The organism is uncultured Fenollaria sp., from assembly GCF_934202865.1.
Lineage (GTDB): Bacteria > Bacillota > Clostridia > Tissierellales > Peptoniphilaceae > Fenollaria.
In genome coordinates, this window is record NZ_CAKPYL010000006.1 from 1 (window position 1) to 23232 (window position 23232).

Annotated in this window: 21 protein-coding genes; 3 read left to right on the plus strand and 18 right to left on the minus strand. The window is 35.6% G+C overall.

Annotated elements, in window-relative coordinates; genetic code table 11:
• Window positions 1-1534: ATP-dependent helicase (locus Q0E71_RS01390; protein WP_294795189.1), on the plus strand; the 1534-nt coding region annotated here is incomplete at its 5' end.
• 47 nt (window positions 1535-1581) lie between these two features.
• Here Q0E71_RS01390 and Q0E71_RS01395 read toward each other — a convergent pair.
• The 15 genes from Q0E71_RS01395 to Q0E71_RS01470 form a co-directional block, all read right to left on the minus strand.
• Window positions 1582-1965, minus strand: a complete 384-nt coding sequence (locus tag Q0E71_RS01395) for an SdpI family protein (RefSeq protein WP_294795191.1) — start codon at window positions 1963-1965, stop codon at window positions 1582-1584.
• A gap of 33 nt (window positions 1966-1998) precedes the next feature.
• The gene (locus Q0E71_RS01400; RefSeq protein WP_294795195.1) at window positions 1999-2880 is read right to left on the minus strand and encodes a hypothetical protein; all 882 of its coding nucleotides are present in this window, start codon (window positions 2878-2880) and stop codon (window positions 1999-2001) included.
• 402 nt (window positions 2881-3282) lie between these two features.
• Window positions 3283-3489, minus strand: a complete 207-nt coding sequence (locus Q0E71_RS01405; RefSeq protein WP_058260204.1) for a hypothetical protein — start codon at window positions 3487-3489, stop codon at window positions 3283-3285.
• Window positions 3489-4907 carry an ABC transporter ATP-binding protein gene (locus Q0E71_RS06780; RefSeq protein WP_367116795.1) on the minus strand — a complete coding sequence of 473 codons (1419 nt, stop codon included), beginning with the start codon at window positions 4905-4907 and terminating at the stop codon, window positions 3489-3491. The genes Q0E71_RS01405 and Q0E71_RS06780 overlap by 1 nt, the downstream gene beginning before the upstream one ends.
• Window positions 4897-5892: an ABC transporter ATP-binding protein gene (locus Q0E71_RS01420; protein WP_294795205.1), complete on the minus strand. Its 996-nt coding sequence runs from the start codon at window positions 5890-5892 to the stop codon at window positions 4897-4899. The genes Q0E71_RS06780 and Q0E71_RS01420 overlap by 11 nt, the downstream gene beginning before the upstream one ends.
• 12 nt (window positions 5893-5904) lie before the next feature.
• Complete coding sequence (locus tag Q0E71_RS01425; RefSeq protein WP_294795208.1) at window positions 5905-7743, minus strand: ABC transporter permease subunit; 1839 nt, start codon at window positions 7741-7743, stop codon at window positions 5905-5907.
• 9 nt (window positions 7744-7752) lie between these two features.
• Window positions 7753-8739 (minus strand): ABC transporter permease, encoded by a 987-nt coding sequence (locus Q0E71_RS01430; protein WP_294795210.1) that lies wholly within the window; start codon window positions 8737-8739, stop codon window positions 7753-7755.
• Window positions 8740-8822: 83 nt separating this feature from the next.
• Complete coding sequence (locus tag Q0E71_RS01435) at window positions 8823-10778, minus strand: ABC transporter substrate-binding protein (RefSeq protein ID WP_294795213.1); 1956 nt, start codon at window positions 10776-10778, stop codon at window positions 8823-8825.
• Window positions 10779-10911: 133 nt separating this feature from the next.
• A complete protein-coding gene (deoC, locus tag Q0E71_RS01440) occupies window positions 10912-11319 on the minus strand; it encodes a deoxyribose-phosphate aldolase (protein ID WP_294795216.1) in 408 nt (135 codons plus the stop codon).
• Between the two features lie 119 nt (window positions 11320-11438).
• Window positions 11439-12113: a TIGR01906 family membrane protein gene (locus Q0E71_RS01445; protein ID WP_294795218.1), complete on the minus strand. Its 675-nt coding sequence runs from the start codon at window positions 12111-12113 to the stop codon at window positions 11439-11441.
• Between the two features lies 1 nt (window position 12114).
• The gene (locus Q0E71_RS01450; protein WP_294795221.1) at window positions 12115-12837 is read right to left on the minus strand and encodes a YebC/PmpR family DNA-binding transcriptional regulator; all 723 of its coding nucleotides are present in this window, start codon (window positions 12835-12837) and stop codon (window positions 12115-12117) included.
• 10 nt (window positions 12838-12847) lie between these two features.
• Complete coding sequence (nadE, locus tag Q0E71_RS01455; RefSeq protein ID WP_294795224.1) at window positions 12848-13573, minus strand: NAD(+) synthase; 726 nt, start codon at window positions 13571-13573, stop codon at window positions 12848-12850.
• A complete protein-coding gene (locus Q0E71_RS01460; RefSeq protein WP_294795228.1) occupies window positions 13574-14224 on the minus strand; it encodes a YigZ family protein in 651 nt (216 codons plus the stop codon).
• On the minus strand, window positions 14211-15455 hold the full coding sequence (gene hflX, locus Q0E71_RS01465; RefSeq protein ID WP_294795230.1) for a GTPase HflX: 1245 nt from the start codon (window positions 15453-15455) through the stop codon (window positions 14211-14213). Before hflX ends, Q0E71_RS01460 begins: the two co-directional genes overlap by 14 nt.
• Before the next feature lie 114 nt (window positions 15456-15569).
• The gene (locus Q0E71_RS01470) at window positions 15570-16223 is read right to left on the minus strand and encodes a hypothetical protein (protein ID WP_294795234.1); all 654 of its coding nucleotides are present in this window, start codon (window positions 16221-16223) and stop codon (window positions 15570-15572) included.
• A 129-nt stretch (window positions 16224-16352) separates the two neighbouring features.
• On the opposite strand from Q0E71_RS01470, the gene Q0E71_RS01475 reads away from it, so the two are divergent.
• Together Q0E71_RS01475 and Q0E71_RS01480 are read left to right on the plus strand one after the other, a co-directional pair.
• Window positions 16353-19316 (plus strand): penicillin-binding protein 1A, encoded by a 2964-nt coding sequence (locus tag Q0E71_RS01475; protein ID WP_294795236.1) that lies wholly within the window; start codon window positions 16353-16355, stop codon window positions 19314-19316.
• Window positions 19317-19463: 147 nt separating this feature from the next.
• Window positions 19464-19982, plus strand: coding sequence for a hypothetical protein (locus Q0E71_RS01480; RefSeq protein WP_294795239.1), 519 nt, complete (start codon window positions 19464-19466; stop codon window positions 19980-19982).
• Between the two features lie 74 nt (window positions 19983-20056).
• Here Q0E71_RS01480 and Q0E71_RS01485 read toward each other — a convergent pair whose 3' ends face one another.
• The 3 genes from Q0E71_RS01485 to secD form a co-directional block, all read right to left on the minus strand.
• Window positions 20057-20908 carry a bifunctional 5,10-methylenetetrahydrofolate dehydrogenase/5,10-methenyltetrahydrofolate cyclohydrolase gene (locus tag Q0E71_RS01485; protein WP_294795242.1) on the minus strand — a complete coding sequence of 284 codons (852 nt, stop codon included), beginning with the start codon at window positions 20906-20908 and terminating at the stop codon, window positions 20057-20059.
• Between the two features lie 155 nt (window positions 20909-21063).
• Window positions 21064-21945 (minus strand): protein translocase subunit SecF, encoded by an 882-nt coding sequence (gene secF / locus Q0E71_RS01490; protein ID WP_294795245.1) that lies wholly within the window; start codon window positions 21943-21945, stop codon window positions 21064-21066.
• Window positions 21946-21954: 9 nt separating this feature from the next.
• Window positions 21955-23232, minus strand: a complete 1278-nt coding sequence (gene secD, locus Q0E71_RS01495) for a protein translocase subunit SecD (protein WP_294795248.1) — start codon at window positions 23230-23232, stop codon at window positions 21955-21957.

The window sequence follows — 23232 nt, forward strand, 5'->3', positions numbered from 1 at the left end:
CAGAGAGTACGAGCGATACAAGAAAATTAAATACACCTTGCTTGACGTTGAAAATGCACCAAAATCGAGAAATATACTTAGGAAGATATATATGGATAAGCTAAAAACTTATCCGAGCGAAGAAGAGCTAGATCAGATACAGTCTATACTTGGCTACATAAAGAACACTAACGAGGATTATATCGATGCGGACGGGCCTTTTGAATACAAAGTCGTGGTCGATGACTTCGAAGCGTATAAGAAGAAAAAGAAGCTCATCGACTTTGACGATATGCTTGTGATTGCAAACGATTTGCTTGAAAAGGATAAGCATATAATTTCGAAGTTCAAGTATAAGTACGAGTACATCCTTCTTGACGAGGGTCAAGACACTTCGTCCATTCAGTTTATGATTCTTGATAAGCTTATTAATAAGGATAATAATTTCTTCGTCGTGGCTGATGACGACCAATCTATATATAGGTTTAGAGGCGCTTGCCCTGAGAGGATACTAAATTTTGAGAAGCATTATAAAGACGCCCATATCTATAGACTTAGCGAAAACTATAGGTCTACGCCCAGCATAATCACTGCATCTAATAGACTAATTAAGAACAATAAGCTAAGATACGCTAAAGACTTAAGTGCACATAAAAGTGGAAGTGTGCCAGTCAATGTAAAGCTCTTTAACAAGGACCTTGACGAGTACCGCTACATAGCAAAGTATCTAAAGGACGCAGAAGGCACTGTCGCCGTCTTGTATAGGAACAATATCTCTCAGATACCGCTAGCTGAGTACTTAGAGCGCTACATGATTAACTTCACTTCCTATGATAAAAAGGATCGCTTCTTCACTCACTGGATTATAGAGGACATCTTTGATATTTATAATTTTTCGCAAAATATGAATGACGCTGCCCTATTTAGAAAGATTTACTACAAGATTAAGGGCTATTTATCGAAGCAAGATATAAGTGAGCTAAGCACTTTGACAGATGTTGATGTTTTAAAAACTTTGTATAAGTCCGAGACGATTCAAAGCTATAAAAAGGATTATATTCTTGAGCTGATGAAAGATTTCAAGGCCATAAGAAAGATGAAGCCATCGAATGTCATTGATTATATTGAAAATGATATGAATTACAGAGGCTACTTAAGGACAAAGGGCCGTGACAACAGTGAGTCCTTCAACAAGCTGCTTACTATGCTCTACTTTTTGAAGCAAATCGCTCTCTACACTAAGAGCATGGATGAGCTTAAGCTAAGGCTCAATGTTTTAAGAAACAAGATCTATAGCCAAAACGAATCGAATGTGGTGCTCTCAACTATACACGGCGCTAAGGGACTTGAGTTTGACACGGTATTTTTGATAGACATAGTTGATGAGGAGATACCAGGCTCAAATAACGCGAGCGATGCAGAACTTGAAGAAGAAAGAAGAATCTTCTACGTTGGCATGACAAGAGCTAGAGAGAATCTATATATCTTCGCATTTAAGGAGAGAAACAACACGGACTACGATATAAGTCCATTTATAAACGAAATAAAGGCTTGATTGCTCATAAGAAAAGGTCAAAGTTAAAACTTTGACCTTTGTGTTTTTTATTGAATTTCTTTGCGGCTTCCATCGCTATTGAAAGCTGCTTTTAGTTTTAGATTTACATATAGAATCGAGCCTAGCATTAGAACTACTTGTACCATCATAAGTATTAGGGCTAAGTTTCCTGTGTAGTCCTTATCCTCGCTATATAGTAAGAAAAGTATGATGAGACTAATAGGAAGCATTATTCTTCCTAAGCTTATCCAAGCCTTTGGGAATAGTCTTTGTGCGTAGTCCCAAGTCTCTTTATTCATCATTGAAAGCTTTGTTCTAAAGCCTATAGCTATGTTTGGCTCTTTGCTCGGATATTTTTCAAATATCTTTCCTATTACTATCAGAAAAAGTGGGATATATGCCACTGATATAAGCATAATTATTTTAAACAATGATATCACCTTTCTTTATTGATAAAAGATTCTCTATACTAAATAATCTTCATTCTCATCAATATCGTCATAATCATCTTTAGCCTTCTTTGATTTTTTCTTCTTAAATGGTGCCTTCTTTGAAGATTTTTGCATCAAGATGAAGTAAGTTCCTAGTATTAGTAGTATTACTATAAGTATGATGATTATGATTTTGATTGGGCTCTTCTTTTCAGTCTTTTGAACTTCAACTGGCTTAAATAAGGATATTTGATCAGTTTTGTATGGCTCGCCCTTCTTAAGATTTTCAACTGTTAATTCCATGTCAGCTATCTTGTTTTGCTTGATTTGTTCATATACATCATTTGTATCAAGTATAGCATCTTCAAGCTTTGAATCATTTTTCTCTCTATCATTTAATAAATCTATTGCTATCGCTTTAGCTACTTTGCCTTCGTTGGCAAGTATTATGCTTGGCTTACTTGTTTGATCTATACTTAAGTATCTAGCATTAGTCATGCTCTTTGTTTTAAGTAATGTAATGGCTTCAAGTAGACCATCGCTTATGTCTGAATATGTCTCTACTATAAGGCCCTTGTTTGACTTTATAAGTCCAGCTTGCATGAATGGACCGACTTTATCTTTTATAATCATAATTGCATTTCCCTTGTTGACAAAGGAATCTTCTAATGTCTTGTTAGCGTTGTTGAATAAGTACTCTGTTGAAAGATTGTAAACTGGTATTACATAGCCAACCAAATTTTCTCTTTCATTATTCTCTTCTTTCATCTTGTTATTAATGACTAAGCTAAGTCTTTCTACTTCTGAGTCACTTAATACGTAGCCATTTGGTGTACTAACCTTTAAGTCCGCTGCATATGCGGCATTTGTAAGCATAAGTAAAAATATTAATAATAAACATACTTTTCTTTTCATAAGAAAACCTCCTTTATCCTTACTCTCTATTTACCCTTAAGCGCGTTAAACTAAACAAGAATTAATAAAGTATTTAAATTAAAATTGCTTTTTGATTTAGTTTATATTTGCTTATTGATTATGGTTTATTGCTTATTATATATTTCTTGTCATTCTTCATTGCTCATTATATATTTCTTATCACTCTTCATTCGTTTTTTGTCATATCTTGCACATTATTATTTTTTCATTTCTCGTTTTTTATTTTCAATACTCATTCTCATTGCAATTTTCATCACTTATTTTTCATTATTCTTTTTCATTATTCATTGTTCAGCTAATAAGCATTCCTTTCGTTTTCATCATATCTTACACATCTATTATAGACAAAAATAAAGCTACGATTGCTCGTAGCTTTATTCATTATCTTGGTCTAGTTAATATTAAAATTATAATCAAAACTATAAATATCGGTCCGAATACCTTTGCTGCTGCTAAAAACATAGCAGCGAAGTCACCTTTTTCAGTATCTTCTTGGTCTTTATTAATTAAATTACCTTTTTCATCATACTTACCCGAGGTCTTCTTAAGATGTTCAAACGCGCGATCTATTTTCTTTTGAAAAAACATTACTTATCCAAATTTAGCTTGTGATGACATGCAACAAAGTGTCCAGGTCTTACTTCTTCAAATACTGGAACTATTGTTCTACATTCTTCAGTAGCATATTTACATCTAGTGTGGAATTTACAGCCCTTAGGTGGATTGATAGGACTTGGAATATCCCCTTCTAGAATTTGAATTTCTTTCTTAGAATCTGTAGTTGGTATTGCGCCTAGAAGTGCTTCTGTATATGGATGCACCGGTCTAGCATATAACTCCTTAGAGTCAGCAAACTCAACTATATTTCCTAAGTACATAACACCTACCTTATCAGATATATATTTAATAACTGATAAGTCATGTGAAATGAATAGATAAGTTAAGTGTTCTTTTTCTTTTAAGTCAATCAATAGATTTATAATTTGTGATTGAATTGAAACGTCTAGAGCTGATACCGCTTCGTCGCAAACGATGAAGTCAGGCTTTAAAGCAACACTTCTTGCGATACCAATTCTTTGTCTTTGACCGCCAGAGAATTGGTGAGGGTATCTGTGTATAAAGTAATGAGCTAGACCGCAGTCTTGCATAACTTTTACAACGTAATCTTGTAGTTCTTTATCTTTTTGTTTGTAAATATCATGAGCTACTAAACCTTCAGATATAATTTGACCTACTGTCATACGAGGGTTAAGTGATGAGTATGGGTCTTGGAAGATAAGTTGCATATCTTTTCTCAAGTGTCTCATTTCTTCATATTCAAGTTCAGCTAGGTTTATACCAGCATCTCTATAGCTTTCTGCTTTTTCATAATCAGGATTGCCCTTAACGTCTTCTCTAAGCGCATCAAGCTTTGCTTCAACATCTTTTAAAGCGTTTTCTGCAGATGAATCTTCTTTGCCATCTTTCTTAGCAGCATAGATCTTAGCGTTAAGTTCTTGTTCCTTTAATAGTAAAGATTTAACTTCACTTTCATTATTATGATATATCAATGCACCTGCTATTTGTGCAAGGTCTTGATATAAAAGTCTGTGTTTCTTTTCAGTATCTCTAAGCTTGTTAAGAGCTTCTCCCTTTTCCTTACCATCAGGAAGTGCATCATAAGCAGCTTTTTCCTTTTCAAGTTCAGCTTCAAGCTCTTTAATCTTGCTCTTGTGACTAGCAAAACCATTTATAAGCTTATAAACGTATTTAGGGTTTACTTCCCATCTTGTTCTTCCGTAATAAATAGTTCTACCGTCAGTTTGTTTGTATAATTGTAGTAAAGTTCTACCAAAAGTAGATTTACCACAACCAGATTCACCTACTAGACCTATAGTTTCGCCTTTGTAAATATCCAATGAGATATCATCATTAGCTTTAACATATTGAACTTCCTTACCTACTTTTTGTACTGGGAAGTATTGTTTAAGGTTTTGTATTTTAAATAATAACTCTTTATTTTCCATTGGATCTTACCCCCTTTTCAGGATAGAAACATCTTACTTCATGATTTTCATCTACCTTAACTAAATCTGGTTGATAGTTATCGCACTTTTCAGTTCTATACTTACATCTAGGAGCAAATTTACAGCCCTTTGGTAAGTTAAGTGGATGCGGTACTGAACCAGGTATAGCATCAAGCTTAGTGCCTTGAGGAGTATCCAATCTTGGTATTGATACCATAAGTCCTTCAGTATATGGATGCATATAAATGCTCTTACCTTCGAAGATAATATCTCTTGGTGCTTTTTCTACTACTTGACCACAATACATAACAGCAACGTCGTCAGCCATTTGGTTAATAACGCCAAGGTCATGAGTGATAAATAGTATAGAAGTACCAATTCTCTTCTTTAAGTCATTCATTAGTCTTAGTATTTGAGCTTGAATAGTAACGTCAAGAGCTGTTGTTGGTTCGTCCGCTATAAGAAGCTTAGGAACACAAGCAAGTGCCATGGCGATCATAACCCTTTGTCTCATACCACCTGATAATTGGTGAGGATATTGTTTAGCAACAGTTTCTGGATTTGGTATCTTAACCATGCTAAGCATTTCAACAACTTTTTCAGCTGCTTGTTTTTTATCCATACCTTGGTGAATAATGAACGGTTCACTTACTTGTTTTTCAACAGTAAATACTGGGTTAAGTGAAGTCATTGGCTCTTGGAATATAACAGAAACATCATTACCTCTGATATGACCCATCTTGTTCTTAGGTATATCAGTAATATTTTCTCCGTTAAACCAAATTTCACCGCTGTCAATATATCCATTACCATCAAGAAGTTTAATGATACTCATGGCAGAAACACTCTTACCACTACCACTTTCTCCTACTACTCCTAATGTTTTACCTTGTTCTACTGAATAGGAAACGCCATTAACAGCTTTGATTATTCCCTTTTTTGTTGTAAAAAAGGTATGCAAGTCTTTTATTTCTAATAATGCCATTAATCTTACCTCCTATCTTTCAGCTGATTTAGGGTCGATAGCGTCTCTTAAGCCATCACCTATTAAGTTAATACAAATTACGCAAACACCTAGTATGATAGAAGGGAATACCCATCTCCACCAGTATCTTTGAATAATTATAGAGTTGTTAGCACCGTTAAGCATGTTACCCCAAGTTGGATATGGTGCTGGAACACCAAAGCCTAGGAATGAAAGTGATGCTTCAGTAAGCATACTTGATGCAAATGATAGTGTAGCGTTAACTATAATTATAGATATAGTGTTTGGCAATATATGTTTAAATATAATGTTCTTTTCTTTAATACCTAGTGATCTTGCAGCGACAACGTATTCTTGCTCTCTAATTGAAAGTACTTGAGCACGAACAAGTCTTTGAAGTCCTGTCCAAGATAGTAAACCAAGTATAATCATGATCATAAAGATCTTTTGGTCGGCAGTCATTGTTTGGCCAACAAGTGCTGATAATATCATAGCAAATGGTAGGAATGGTAGTGAGCCTATCATTTCTGCAACCCTTTGTAGAACGTTATCAACCCAGCCGCCAACGAAGCCTGAAATACCACCAACGATTACGCCGATGATAGTTGAGATTATAACTGCGATAGCACCTATAGTCATAGATTTTCTACCACCGTTAAGAATTCTGTTCCAGATGTCTCTACCAAGGTCATCAGTACCTAGTAGGTAACCTTTGTGACCGTAGCTGTGCATCTTGCCTGATTGATCTTTAACGTGAGTTTGATAGAAGCCTGTATATACTTCATCAACTTTTTTGCCTCTTAAATCAGCTGGAACATCTAATTGTCCTAATGAGTTTGAACCCCATTCTTGAATAGTATCATCTTTTAGCTTAGCTAAGTATGAATATCTTTGTCCATAAATATTCTTTACATTACCATCAATATTTTCAGGAACTTCCCACTCACCAGTAGTAGTTGGGTTACCCCACATATAAATCTTACCTGATTCTCCAACAGCAACGAATGTGTTGTATGAAGAAGCAAGGTCAACTACTTTTTCATTTATTTCAGGAATCTTTGATAAACCTGATTCTTGAGCACCTAAGTGAACAACTTTACCATCTTTAGTGATAGCGCAAGCTGTATTAGGGTTAGGAGCTATCTTAACGATATTTCCTTGATATTCATGACCTTCTTTGTAGTCATTAACGCCCATATTACCCCAAGCATATGTGTATCCATCTTCGTCTATAGCATAAGATACTTGGTCTGATGCTGCTATGTCAACAATCTTAGTGCCCATTAATTCTGCTGGAGCTTTAGCTTGTTGAAGTCTGTTATTACCCCAACCAAGAACTTTACCGTCCTCTGTAAGAGCTATTACGTGGTCAGTACCGCAAGCTAATTTAACGATGTCTTTTCCTGCTTTTTTAACTTCCTTAGGTATTTTTCTAATATCTACCTTTTTAGAGATATTAGTTTTACCCCAAACAAAAATCTTACCATTGTCATCAACAGCAGCGCTAAATGTAGATCCAACGCTTAATGTCTTAACATTTTTAAGACCATCTGGCAATGGAAGTATGTCAAAACCTGGAGCAATGTTTGCTTGTGTTGTTTCAACATATGATAAATCTAAAGGATTGAAAAGTGGTCCTATTAAAACTAATAAGAATATACCTAAGAAGATGAAAAATGCAGTCATTGCTACCTTATTTGAAATGAATGCATTAAGTATGGTTCTAAAAGGAGTTTGAATATCATCCTCAATCATTACATCTTTCTTTTTATCTTTCTTTTTAAATAATCCTTTTTCTTTTTTAGGAGGTATTTGTTTTGTGTCTTTTAAGTCTTTATTATCTTTTTCCATATTAACCTCCTAATTTTCTACTCTAACTCTAGGGTCAACTAAACCGTATGTCAAGTCAGTAATTAAGTTGCCTAGTAGTGTTATTATAATATAGAACAACTGAATAGCAAGTGCTAAGTCATAGTCCTTTTTATTTAAAGCGTCTATGTAGAACTTACCCATACCATTTAAATTGAACATTGATTCAATAATTAGTGATCCTGAGAATATACTCATAAACCATCCAACTATAAGTGTAACTACTGGTAGCAATGCATTTCTCCACGCATGTGAGTAGATTACAGTCTTTTCCTTCAAGCCCTTTGCTCTTGCAGTCTTGATATAATCCATACTTAAAGCGTCATCCATAGCAGCTCTGACATATCTTGTCATACCGCCTAATGAGCCTACTGTCATGATTATTAGAGGAAGTGCAATGTGCTTAAAGATGTCAAGTGTATCTTTAATACCTGTATAATTCTTTCCTGCAGTTCTCATACCACTTACAGGGAACCATTGTAACTTAACACTAAAGATGTATATAAACAATAGTGCTGTGATAAATACTGGTATAGAATAACCTATAACAGTTAATACTTGTGTTACTTGGTCGAAAACCGAATTCTTTTTAACAGCGCACGCTATACCAAGTGGTATAGTAATGCCAAGACCTATAATTATTGCAAAAATGTTAATAAATATAGTAAGTTTTAAAGGTTCTTGTACAACGTTTACAACCTTATCTTTATAAACTCTTGAGTCACCTAAGTCGCCTTGTAATAATCTACCAAGCCACTTTCCATATCTAACTATCATAGGATCGTCAAGACCGTATTGCTTTCTTAAATCTTGATATCTCTTATTGTACTCTTCTACTTTTAATTGTGCCTTCATTGGTTCAAGCTCAGCTCTTGCTGGGTCTGAAGGTATCATGTTATATAAGAAGAAAAGCAAAATAGACATAACAAAAAATACGAATACCATGTAAAGTATTCTTTTTATAACGTATTTTCCCATCATCATCCACCTTATCTGTATTTTTATAGAAGGCAATATTTCTATTGCCTTCCACAAAATGTTTTTTTAAATTTTAATCTTTACTATTCTGTTACCCAAGCATCTAGTACAGTTGCTGTTAAGCCCTTCATTTCTGAAGTAACCCAATGTTTAAGTTTTGAGTTGTAGAAGTCATGGTATTGGTTAGAGTATAGAGGTAGGTCAGGTAGCATTTCATTCCATCTAACTATGAACTTAACAAAGTTTTCCTTAAATACGTCTCTTTGATCTGGTGTACATTTAACCATATCGATAGCAGCTTGTTCTAGTTCTTTATCGAAGATAAAGTTAGTATTGTAACCCATCTTGATCATTTCTTCTTTTGTTGAGTAATCATATTTTCTATCATACCATGGAGTAAAGCCTGAAGCTAAGTTAAACATATTATATGTTGGAACTCCATATTTAGCATCTTGTGATGCGTCTCTGTATAACCAGTTTAGTAATTCGTCAAAGCTCATTGCGTCTCTTTGAATCTTGATACCTGCTTTTACAAGGTCAGGGTTTTCAGCTAGTTTAACAACTAGTAGGTCAGATACTTCGTTGTTTTCAGTAGATGCCCATTTGATTTCAAGTGGCATTAACTTACCGTCATCCATCTTTTTGTATCTGATTCCGTCGCCTTCTTTGTATTCAGCGCCTGATTCGTTTAGAGTAAAGCCAACTTTTTCTAGTAATTCAACAGCCTTAGCTGGGTCATATGGATAAGAGTTAAGCTTTTCATCAAGTTCTTTACTAGTTTCTTGATAGAACCATTGAGCTGTACCATAAGGTCCGTTTACAACAGAACCGTATCCACCTGTAAATTGTTTAGCGAAATCGTTTCTATCTAGTAAGTAAGCGAGTGCTTGTCTTACTTCTGGGAATTGAGTTGGTCCAACGTCGCAAGAGAATGCGATCTTACCATAACCAGCTCTTGGATAGTCAGTGTAAGCAAATCCTTCGTCTTCTGTTAAGTCCATACCAGCGTTGATAGTCTTACCATCACCGATGTTTTTGATTATATCAACACCGCCAGTCTTTAAGTCGTCGATTTGAGTTGCTTGAGTTATCTTCTTAAGAATAACTTTTGAAATTAGAGGTTTTCTACCCACTCTATCGCCTTGGAAGTTAGGGTTGATAACCATAGTTGCTAATTGTTGTGCTTCGTCGTATTTTTCTAACATATATGGACCGCTTGAAGGTAGAGTCTTTCTGTCTCTTGCAGCTTTAACTGCGTTCTTGAACTCTTCAGTATTAATATCTTCAACAAAGTAACATCCATCGCCGTCATCTTTAATGTCTACTTCTTTTCCTAACCAAAATTCTAGATCTTCTGGACCTGATGATACAGAGTTTAATTCATAGAAATATGGTGTATTTTCAGGATTAATAGTTGATGAGAAAGTGTAATCATCAATTAGGTGAACACCTTCAAATTCTTTCTTTTCGCCTTTACTAAATGCATCGTAACCAACTAGGTCGATACCTGCTGTGTTTTTACCTTGACAGAAGTCTGGTCCAATAAGTTTTGAACTCCAGAATAGTATGTTTCCTACATAGTTCTTTGCTGTGATTTCTTTACCGTCAGCAAATTTAAGACCTTGTTTGATTGTGAATGTGTAAGTTTTTGATCCATCTTCATTGTCTTTAGTTTCATACTTTTCAACGATAGAATCATCAATTACGTATTCACCTTCGTCAGTTTGATCAACTGTACCATAACCTTGGATTAAACGTCTAACGTCAGCGTCTGATGCGTTGTTTTGCCATACTCCTGAGAAGTCTCCACTCATTTCAGTAGTAGTACCAATGATTAATTGGCCACTTGGTTCAGTTGGTCTTTCAGCTGTTTCGTCATCTGCTGGTTCTTCATCTTCAGCGTTTTCGTCATCAGCTGGTGCGTCTGTTTCAGTACCTGGTTCTTCTGGTTCGTCAGTATTCTTACCGCATGCAAATGCAAAAGCTGATAATACCATAGAAAGTACTAGTAAAAACACTAATGTCTTTTTAAGTTTCATTAATATTCCCCCTTAAATTTTTTTCATATAATAACGGCTATATGTTACATATATATTACAACATTTTTTAAAAAATTGCAAGCTTTTTTTATAAAAATTCAAAAATGAGCTTGCAATTAATACTTAAAAACTATTAAATTTCTTTATGATTTATAATTTCTATACCATGGGAAGTACCGATAACATCAGCACCTGCATCGATAAAGTCTAATGCAGTTTTGTAATCAGAAATTCCTCCTGAGGCTTTTATTTTTATTTTTCCACCGAAGTTTTCTTTTATAAATTTAACGTCATCCAATTTTGCTCCAGACTTCGTAAAGCCTGTTGATGTCTTCACGTAATCTACGCCATTCTCAGCCAATATCTTTGTTATATATAATATATCTTCCTTATTAAGGAAAGAAGTTTCTATTATAAATTTTAATATATGTGACTTAGTAATCTCTCTTAGAGCATTTACCTCTTTACTTAGATAATCATAGTCTCTCATCTTGATTCTTCCGATGTTCGAAACAATGTCTAAATCGTTTGCTCCATACATATGGATCTAAATTCATATTTTCTTTGCTCTTCCACAAGCTTTATAATATCAGCCTCACTTGCGTCCTGTTTTAAATTTGTTTGATCTATAAATTTAGCTATACCTAACATTTATGAATTTTATACCTCCTTCTTCTTCATTTTACTACTACACCTTGCTACGTAATAAAAGCTGCAAATATGAATTACAAATATCGATATTGTGTAGTAGGCTAAAATTTTTATAAAGCCACTTACAAAGAATTCTTCTGGCATTAGTCTTATAAGTAGGTCTGTCTTTGGATCAAGTTGCCACAAATCGTTTTTGAAAAAGATCTCATGAAACTTTATAAAGGCTCCTTGAAAGTCTGTCAGATGCAAGATGCCAAAGAATATTGGCACTAGATACCCTATAAACAAAGTGTTTCTTAGCTCTTTAAACTTAAATACATTAATCTTTTTCCACGCATATAGCATTATGATGATTAAAGTTATTATTGCAGCCACTATCTTTATTGTGTTTATTGTCTTGTATATGCCTCTTACGTCTCTCATGTGGCTAATCTCTTTTTCGTTTAAGCCGATAAGGCTTAGGTGCTCATCACCATTAAGCCCTCTTAAGTAGCCTGCTATGACTTTTGAAGCGACTAAGACTTCATCTTCAGATCTGTCGATATAATCAAAGCTATCCATGTGCTTTGCGCACAAAAATACAGCGTTTTCATCGTAGGAAACTGTTTGTATTGCTTGACATAATATAAGTGCTATTATATTTAAGGTCAATATAATAGCAACTGATAATTTCATATTCTTCATTTTAATCTTCTAAGTTGTGTGAAACGCTTTGAACGTCGTCTGATTCTTCTAGGTCATCAACCATCTTTTCAAACTTAATCGCTTGTTCTTCATCAAGTTTAACAGTAGTTTGAGGTATGTTTGATAAATCGAAGTCACTTAGCTTGTATCCTCTGTCCTTTAAGCCTTCAACAACTTGGTTAAAGTCTTCAACAGATGTGTAGATTTCGTAGCCTTCTTCGTATGACTTAAAATCTTCTGCTCCTAGATCAATTGCGTCCATAGTTAATGTGTCTTCATCAACTGATCCATCGTTTTCTATAGCGATAAAGCCTTTTTTATCGAATAGATATGATACGCAGCCTGTTGTTCCTAGGTTTCCGCCGTGCTTATCAAAAGCGTGTCTTACGTCTGAAGCTGTTCTGTTTCTGTTGTCTGTTAGGCAATCAACCATAACAGCAACGCCGCCTATACCGTAGCCTTCATAAGTAACGTTTTCGTAGTTAGCATCGCCTTCGCCGCCTTCACCTTTCTTGATAGCTCTCTCGATGTTGTCGTTAGGCATATTCTCAGCCTTAGCCTTTTCAATAGCTGATTTAAGCGATGGGTTAAATTCTGGATTGGATCCACCTTCCTTAACCGCTACAGTGATGTATCTAGCAAGCTTTGTAAATACTGATGCTCTTCTTTGGTCTTCTTTACCTTTCTTGGCCTTTATTGTTTTCCATTTTGAATGTCCTGACATTTTATTCCTCCTAATAATTGTTTTTAAAATAATCTATATCCACTCTCTTGTGCTGAGTTGAATTATATAGCTTTTTTATTCTTTCCTCTTTTTCTTTGGCAATGGTCTTGCCCTCGAAATATTTTTCTATATCGTCATATGAAACGCCTAGCTCGTCTTCATCGCTTTGGCCCTTCCATAACCCTGCCGATGGTTTTTTATTTATGACTTCATCTGGCACGCCTAAAACTTTGGCAATTTCATAAACTTCACTCTTGTAAAAATCTCTAAGTAAATATATATCGCAAGCGCTGTCCGCCCATTTAGTGAAGTAGCCTACTAGGTACTCGCTCTTGTTTGATGAGCCGACTACCATATATGATAAATTTTGTCCATACATATAAAGATTTGTCATCCTAAGCCTTGGCTTTACATTTGATAAGCTCATCTTTGAAAATTCTTCTGCCTTGGCATTTTTCACAAAGTCATCATAAGTACTCGTTAAATCTACTCTAGTTGTCTTAATGCCGAGCTTATCTGCTACTAATTTAGCATCTACTTCGTCTTCTTCAAGTGAATGTATCGGCATCACTATGCCTAAGTGATCACCCTCAAAAGCAAGTTTTGATAGACCCGCAACGACTGCTGAATCAACGCCGCCCGAAAGCCCGAAAACCGCTCCTTTTAAGCCAGTCTTGTCCCTTTTATCTCTTAGCCAAGATACCATATCTTGAACTATATTTTCATAATCTTTCAATTATTTCACTATCCTTTTATCAATATGCGCTTTTATATATTCATCCCCAAACTCATAATCAAGCTCGCGATTGGCAAGATTTTTGAGCGTTTCCAAAAGTTCTTCGCTGTCCTCTTCCTTTATATATATATCGGCGCTAATATTTTCCATGTACTCTAAATTATCTAAATCATAAACCGTATGTGATAAATGGTTCTTAATCTTGTCGAATTCTGCGTACGGGAATGTCAGTCTATACTTAAGAAAGCTGCCGTAGTCATAAATATGGCCCTCGATGCTCTTCTTAAATGCGCCAGAGTAAGCTCTTACAAGGCCTCCAACGCCTAGCTTAATGCCACCAAAGTACCTAGTTACGACGCAGACTATGTTTGATAGGCCTTCCACATCCATAACGCCAAGTATGGGTCTTGCTGATGAGCCTTGTGGCTCGCCGTCTTCATCGTAGCGCTTTGTAGGGATGCTACCATTAATGATGTAGGCGCTGACATTATGAGTTGCGTCCTTATATTTTTCTTTCATCTCATTAATGAAGGCTATGGCCTCGTCTTCGCTCGTAACGTGCTTTGTATTTGCTATGAACTTTGATTTATTAATCAGGTCCTCGGCGCTTACTAGCTCCAGAACTGATTTATACTCATTATTCACAGACATAGTCTTTATATTTATTGTAATCTATTTGTGAAAGCTTCACTTTTATATACATTGAAGCTTCGTCGTACTTTGTAACTTCTACAGCATAGCTCTTTTTAAGCCTATCTACAAGGGCGCTGTCCTTGAAAGGCACCTTCATTGTGACTTCTTTGTGGTCCTCTTTAAGTACTGACTCTATCTTGTCTATAAGCTTTTTAACATCTTCATCATTTTTTGCTGATATGTAGATGATGCCCTCTGTGTCCTTTAAAGTGGCCCTTCTATGCTCATCAAGTTTATCTACCTTATTATATACCCTTAAGACTTTTTTGTCCATAAGCCCCAAGGACTTCATCAGCTCAAGTGTTGTCTCAATCTGTAAATCCATGTTCTCGTCAGATATATCGACCACGTGTAGTATCAAATCCGCATATTTTAGCTCTTCCAAAGTGCCTTTGAAGGCCTCAACAAGCTTAGTCGGTAAATTCGATACAAAACCTACAGTGTCTGAGGCGATAAATTCTGATCCAGTGGAGAATTTTATCTTCCTAACAAAAGTTTGTAATGTGGCAAATAGCATATCCTTAGCCAAAACTTCCTTCGCTCCGCTTTCCGATAGCTTTATCATGCTGTTTAATATAGTAGATTTGCCGCAGTTAGTGTAGCCGATGATGCTTACATAAGGAACATCGCTCTCATTTCTCTTTCTCGAGATATTGTCCCTAGACTTTTGAGCTTCCTTTAATTTATTCTTAATTCTATCGATTTGTTCTTGTATGTGACGTCTATCTGTTTCAAGCTTTTGTTCACCTGGCCCTCTTGTACCGATGCCGCCACCCTCTCTTGATAGATAATTATTCATACCAACAAGCCTTGGCAGTCTATATGATAGCTGAGCAAGCTCCACTTGTAGTTTTGCTTCAACAGTTTCAGCTCTTAGAGCAAAGATATCCAAGATAAGATTAGTCCTGTCGACCACTTTTATGTCAAGTTCATCCTCTAAATTTCTTGTTTGTACGCCGCTTAGCTCGTCATTAACCACAAGAAGGTCAATGTCATTCGCTTCGATAAGCGTTTTTATCTCGTTAAGCTTACCCTTGCCCATGTAGTAGCGCGGGTTTAAAACGTCCTTACTTTGCTTCACTCTGACTATGGCTTCGGCATCGCACGCCTCAAGAAGCGCTTCAAGTTCATCAAGATACTCGTCAGTCTTTGAATCAAATTCAATTGTATATATAATTGCTCTCTCCATATAGCACCTCTTTTGTAATTATACCAAAGCCGTGATTAAATGTCAAAATATATTTATTGTATATAAAATAGCGTAGACAAATTTATCTACGCTAATCGTTTTTCTTGTGCAAAATTATTTATCATCGAGCCTATATATCCAAGTCTCTGTAATTTCATCTACTCCACCACTAAAAATATTCTTTAATCTCATAGCACTTTCATCTACATCATCTGCTTCAAAAAATATTTCTTCATAATCATTAAAAAGCTTTTCACAAAGGCTATAAAAGAACTCGTCCGCCTTAGCTATATCGCTTGCATAGACATAGGCAATTTCATTGTCTTCTACAAAGGCTAGCGCCATGCAATCTTCTTCGTTATAATAAACGTCCTTGGTTAAAATATTTTTAAATTCATCAAAATCTACTGACAGTGGATTAATGCTCTCATGTGTCTTCTTATAATATTCAAAATATATTTTTGCCAGCTCAAAATATTTTTCATCACCCTCTTTTGCCAAAAACAAATTTATCTTAGCTGTCTCTTTTCTGATGAGATCATCTCTTCTAACACTCATGCCATAACAGGTCCTCACTCTATTAAAACCATTTTCCTCGATGAAGTCTTTCTTCTTAGTATCATCCCCATCTATCATCATCTGTAGCGGTGCATGATTTTCTTCGCTTATGGCTTTAAAGCTATCTCTATTTATATTTTTCATATCGTCTAAATCAAAATCTATATATATGTTTTTCTTATGAAAGTGATTCTTTTTTATGCTTATCATCTACTCACTCCTCCATTCACCATGATTATATCACAATGGCCAGATAAATATTAAATTTTTCTTAAATTATATACCAAAAGCTTTAATATGTGGTATAATACATGTAGATATTATATTAGGAGTGATAATATGTCTAATAATAAACGAAGAAGAAAGCCGAGGTTTACGCTTAAGAAGCTCATAGTCATTGCGCTGATGACTGTGCTTATATCACTAACTCTATTTGCTGGCTCTGTTGGCCTCGCTTTTGTTAATATACTTACCACTGCCCCTGAGATTAATCCATATGAGATTAACAGTGGCTTTGAAGAGACGTCTCTTATATTTGATAAGGATAATAATTTACTAGAAAAGGTAGAGACTGCTGAATACAGAACTTTTGTTAAGCTATCGAAGGTGCCTCAATATTTGAAAGACGCCTTTATAAGCATCGAAGACGAAAGATTCTACGATCACCCTGGCATTGACCCTAAGGGTATTATGTCATCTCTATATGAAAACTTTAAGGCTGGTGGCGTTGTACGTGGCGCGTCAACTATCACTCAGCAGCTAATCAAAAATACTTACCTTTCTAATGAGCAAACGCTTACAAGAAAGCTTAAGGAAATATATCTTGCCCTTAACTTAGAGACAAAACTTAGCAAGGATCAAATACTTGAGTCTTACTTAAACATGATTTCTCTTGGCCAAAACTCCTATGGTGTACAAGAGGCTTCAAGAACATATTTCTCTAAGAATGTTGACGAGATAAACATCGCTCAAGCTGCTCTACTTGCTGGCGTTGTTAAGGGACCAAATATATATCAGCCTTTCTACAGAGTCAGTCCACTTAAGTTTGATGAGGCGACTATGAGAAAGGTTGGCGAAACTGAAATATTAGGCGAAAAATACATCCTTGTATTTAACACAAAATCTGTTGAAAGACAAAAGGTAATTCTTAAAAAGATGCTTGATCTTGAAAAAATATCTCAAGCTGAATACGATGAAGCAATTAATTTTGATATAGTAGCAAGCTTAAAACCAAGTGAAAAGAAGCAAACTGAGATCACAAGCTACGCGAGCGACTACGTTAAGAATCAAGTTGTTGAAGACTTGATGGATAAGTATCAAATTACTAAGCAAAAGGCTCAAGAAAGACTATTCACAGGCGGTTTAAGAATTTACTCAACTATTGACACCAAGATGCAAAAGGATCTTGACGAGGTCAACAGAAACTTCAACGGCATACTTCTTGGCGACGTATCAAGATACAAGGCTCCACTGCTTGTTGACAGAACCCTTGATAAGGCTGGTAATATTGTTGATAAGAACGGTAATATGGTTTATTTAAAAAAGGCAAATCTACTTACTGACGATGGCTACTTATTCATACCAAAGGGCGAGTTTAGCATAGCTGATAACGGTGATTTAACTATCACGAGCCCAAGGGTCTTTGCATATAATAAATCAACTGATATACAAGACTACTACACTATTGACGATGCGAAGAACCTTCTAACTCACAGAGTTGGCGGTCTTGCAGTGCCTGATGCTTACTACTTAAGACAAGCTAAACACAGCTTAATTATTAAAGCAGAATTCTTTAAAAATAACGCTGGGTTCTATAAAGTTAATGAGGCTGGCAACTTATTCATAAGTCCAGACTATTTCTATAATAATAAGACTGGTCTAGTTCAACCACAGTCAGCAACTGTAGTTATTGACTACAGAACTGGTCACATCGTTGCCATGATAGGCGGACGTGACGTAAAAGGCAATAGAATTTTGAATAGAGCTACTGACACGACTAGACAACCAGGCTCATCTATAAAGCCTCTTGCAGTGTACTTACCTGCTCTTGACAATGGCTTTACAGCTGCATCGCCAATACTCGATGTGCCATTGGTAACAGGTGAAGGTAAGGTATGGCCAAAGAACGTTTATACTGGTTTTAAAGGTATCACAACTCTTAGAGAATCACTAATCTACTCCATAAACGTAAGTTCTGCTAGAACTTTGAAAAAGATTGGTATACCTACTTCTATAAAATATCTAAAGCTACTAGGCCTAATTGACGAAGAAAATCCAAGTAAAGATAATTTTGTAGAGGCTAGTGAAAACAAAACTCACAACGATGAAAACCTTGCTGCTCTAGCTCTTGGTGGTATGACAAAGGGTGTTAGCCCACTTGAGATGACTGCTGCTTATGCTGCAATCGCTAATGACGGTGTTTACATCGAACCGACTATATACACTAAGGTTTTAGATAAGGACGGCAACATAGTCCTTGATAAAGAGCCTAAAGAAAGAAGAGTCGTAAGCCCACAAATTGCTTATATCATGAAGGATGTACTTAGATCAACTGCTTACGAACATACTGGCGGAAACGCAGTAGTAAAAGGACAAGCCACAGCTGGTAAAACTGGTACAACTGACTACAAGGCAGACTTCTGGTTTGTAGGTTTCTCTAATTACTACGCAACTGGCACATGGATGGGTAATGACTCGCCTAAAATTACTATACCTCAAAGCTCATGGCTAGCAGCAAAACTTTGGGGCCACATAATGACGAAGATACATCAAGATAAAGAAAGCAAACCTCAATTCGCTGAGCCTGAAGGCATTGTAAAGGCTTATGTATGTACTAAATCAGGTAAAAAGCCAAGCTCGCTTTGCTCCTCTGACCCAAGAGGCGTCGTTAAACAAGAGATATTTGCCAAAGGAACCGAGCCAAAAGATACATGTGACGTTCACGTTTCATTAGAGGTAAACTCATCAAATAATAAGATTGCAAATGAGTTTACTCCGGAAGAACTAAAGATTACCAAGGTCTTCACTGCACTGAACCCAGCATACAATCCTGCTGAGCACAACGGAATCATACCTAAGGACTACAGCTACTACCCTCCTATAGCCTCAGACACACAAGAGGATTTGGATAAGTATAACCAAGAGCATGGCATAGACCCAGACAATCCTGACAGCAGAACAGATTGGAACGAGATTATCACAGATATCATTGACCATGGTGATGGTGATGGTGACAATAAGAATACTGATACAAATCCAGATAAGAATTCAAATAATGATGGCGATGTAAAAATATTACCATAGCTATAAATAGAAAGACAAGGCTTATTTAGGCCTTGTTTTTTAATCTATACTTTCGACTGTCTATATAAAAATTTACAATGCTAATGCATTAAGATTATGGGTATTATATTAATAAGAAGGAATTAATTTTATTATGGAGATGGTATTATGAAAAATGAAAATTCTTTAAAAAAGTATTGGCTAGTACTTGCTATAGTACTGATTGTAGCTGCGATAGCTATATATTTTATATCGAAAGCTAATAAAGTGGATTCAACTAAAGTTTCGAAGGAGATGAAAGACTTCGCCTCACTTGAAGAGCCAAGCATAGAAAAGTTTGTGAAGAAGGGCTACGTAGATATTACTGAGCCGCTTGAACATGATGCAGGTATCAATCTTAGAAATAGTCTTGGAGGACCAAGTTTATATGTAAAAACTGTAAGAGTCGATGATAGCGATACTTACTACGGCACTATATACTGGAAGAACAGAGGCGAATATAAGCTAGCAAAGCAAGAATTTTCTACAGATGATGAAGCTAGAATATCGATTTATGATGCAAATCCAGTGGTCTTAAAAGAAATAATAACTAAAGAAGAAGATGGATTAAATAAGGTATATGCGATCACTATGGCAATAAATCCAGATGTGACTAGCGAAGAGATATATCTTTTCTCGTTTAAATAATTTAATATGCATATGAAAAAGTGCTAAGCATGTAATTTTGCTTAGCACTTATTTTTAATTCTAGTATTTATTTACTATTTGTTTTGTTTTTCTACTGCCTTTAGCACTTGATTTAGAAGTATTGTAGTTGTTATACTGCCTACTCCGCCTGGTACTGGTGTGATTTTTGCTACATAATCAAGAAGATTATCATAATCAGCGTCACCACTAATCTTGCCATCCTTGTCCATACTTACGCCGACATCTATAATTATAGAGTCTTCATTGAAGTAAGACTTATCAAGCATCTTCGCTCTGCCAAGCGCTGTGAATACTACATCTGCGTTCTTGCAAGCTGCCTTTAGATCCTTTGTCTTTGAGTGGCAGATAGTAACTGTGGCATTTTCATTAAGTAGCATCATAGCAAGTGGCTTACCAACTACCATGGAACGATTGATTATAACAGCGTTCTTGCCAGCGTAATCATAGCCAGTTCTTCCTAAAATTTCAACAGCTGCTCTTGGTGTAGCTGGTTCAAAGCTATCTTTCTTTCCTTCAAATATTGCTTCTAGGTTAATTGGGTTCATGCAGTCTATATCCTTATCTGGATTGATGAAGGCAGCAACCTTTTCTGCATCTATTTGCTTAGGAAGTGGTCTGAATACAAGTATGCCGTGCACTTTATCGTCCTTGTTTAGCTTATCCATAAGTGCAAGAAGTTCTTCAGTTGTTGATTCTCTTGCAATGTTAAATACTTCTGAATCGATATTTAAGTTTGCACTCACCTTTAGTATCGCCTTTTCATATGATATGTCGCTCGGGTCTTCGCCTAGCCTTACTATTGCAATCTTTGGTGCCATGCCATTTGCGCGAAAATCTTCAATCTTCTTAGTCATATCAGCCTTAATCATATCTGCTACGGGTTTACCCTTTAAAATCTCTGTCATAATAACCTCCTTATGATATTAATAGTTCTTATATTAAAACTATTTACTATTCATTAACTTAATACATTAATACCCAATCCACAATAATTATAATACTTAATTAATATTTTCATAAAAATAGAGGAGACTCCTCGTCTCCCCTTATATAAGTTTAATTAAGCTCTTTTGCTCTTTGCACCATGACCAAAGTTCTTTTCAAGTAGTCCCCAAGTATATGGTGCGATGAATGTAGATGAAATCATACCTTCAACGATACCAACTAGTAGTGGGATACAAAGTGCTTCGATTACGTGGCCACCTGTGATGTATAGAACAACAACTGCGATAAGTGTTGTAACTGTTGTTAATACTGTTCTTCTGAATGTTGAGTTAAGTGATGTCTCAATAAGTTCAGCATTTTCCATCCTTGGATACATTCTTTTGTTTTCTCTAAACCTATCAAAGATAACTATAGTCGCGTTGATTGAGTAACCTACGATAGTTAGTGTAGCTGCGATTAATGATGAATCGATTTGTAGGTTGAAGATACCGTATGTTGCTACTATAACAAGAACGTCAACGATTAGTGCAAATACTGCTGCAACACCATATTTCCATTCAAATCTAAATGTTACGTAGATAAGCATTAAGATTGATGCAATGATGATGGATATAACAGCTTTTTGTCTAATTTCTCTACTGATTGATGGACCAGTAGTTGTGTCTTCAATATTGTTTCTATCAACCTTGTATTCTTCTTCAAATGCACGGCTGATTTGGTTCTTTTGCTCGTTTGTTAAAGCAAGTGTAGATTTAATAACGATAGTTTCTTTATTAGCACCTGCATAAACAACGCTTGCTCCATTGTCAACTTTATTAACTATATCATAAACTTTTGCTTCTTCAATAAATTGTCCAGCATTAACTCTCATGATAGTACCACCTGAGAAGTCGATACCGTAGTTAAAACCATTGATGCAGAATCCTATGATACCTGCGATGATAACTATGAATGGTATTGGAGCAAAAATCTTTTTCAATTTGTTAAAATTAATCATATTTACCTCCTATGCTCCATATGCCTTTTTATTGTCATTAGCTGTGATTTGAGCAAAGTTCTTTAATAAGAATTTTGTCAATACAACTGCTGTCAATAATGAAACTACTATACCTATGATAAGTGTAATACCAAATCCTCTGATTGAACCGATACCATAAACATAAAGTACAACGCCTGCGATGATAGTTGTGATATTTGAGTCCATGATAGTTGCGATGGCTTTCTTGAAGCCTGCATCAACAGCTGATCTTACTGTCTTACCATTAAGTAATTCTTCTCTAATTCTTTCGTAGATGATACAGTTAGCATCTACTGCCATACCTATTGATAGTAATAAACCGCATATACCTGGTAATGATAGTTTGATATGGAATATGATAAATGCTAGCATAACTAGTAGTGTATATGCAACTAATGAGATTGCTGCTACTATACCAGGAATCTTATAAACTATAATTAGTAGTAAACTTATTAATATTATAGAAATAACTATTGCCTTCATTGAGTTGTCGAATGCGTCTATACCTAGTGAAGCGCCGATGATTTCTGATCTTACTTCTTTAAGTTCAATAGGAAGTGCACCTGCTCTGATTAGTGTAGCTAGTTTTGATGCTTCTTCAACTGTGAATCCCTTTGATCCGCCTTCGATGATTGGCTTACCATCTGTAATAGGTGAATTTTGTACTATAGGTGCAGAAATAACTTCACCGTCTAGAACTATCTTAAGGATTTTCTTTTCTGGTTCTGTTTCGTTATATAGCTTAGTAGTTGCTTCAGCGAACTTTTGAGTTCCTTCTTCGTCAAACTCCATTGAAACTACTGGTGTTGATTTACCAAGATTGTCTTGTGAGTAAACAACTTTTGATTCTTTTATGTTTTTACCTGTTAAAATTACATTGTTATCTGGATCGATAAATTGTAATTGTGCAGTTTTACCTATAGTTTCGATTGCGTCTTGTGCATTCTTAGCACCTGCTAGTTCAATTGAGATTCTGTTTGAACCTTCTATAGATATGTTAGGTTCAGAAATTCCTAAACCGTCAACTCTTTGTTGTATAATTGCCTTTGATTGTTCCATAGCTTTGCTAAGCTCTTCACCTGTTTTGTCTGTATCAGCTTCAAGAAGTACGTATACCCCACCAGCTAAGTCCAGACCTAAGTTAATAGAGTCTTTAGCGCTCTTTATTTCGTATCCAGCAAAGTTAAAGCCGAATACAGCTACTAATGCAAAGCAGGCAATTAAAATGACTGTTATCACAATCTTAAGTGTGCTTAACTTTTTCAT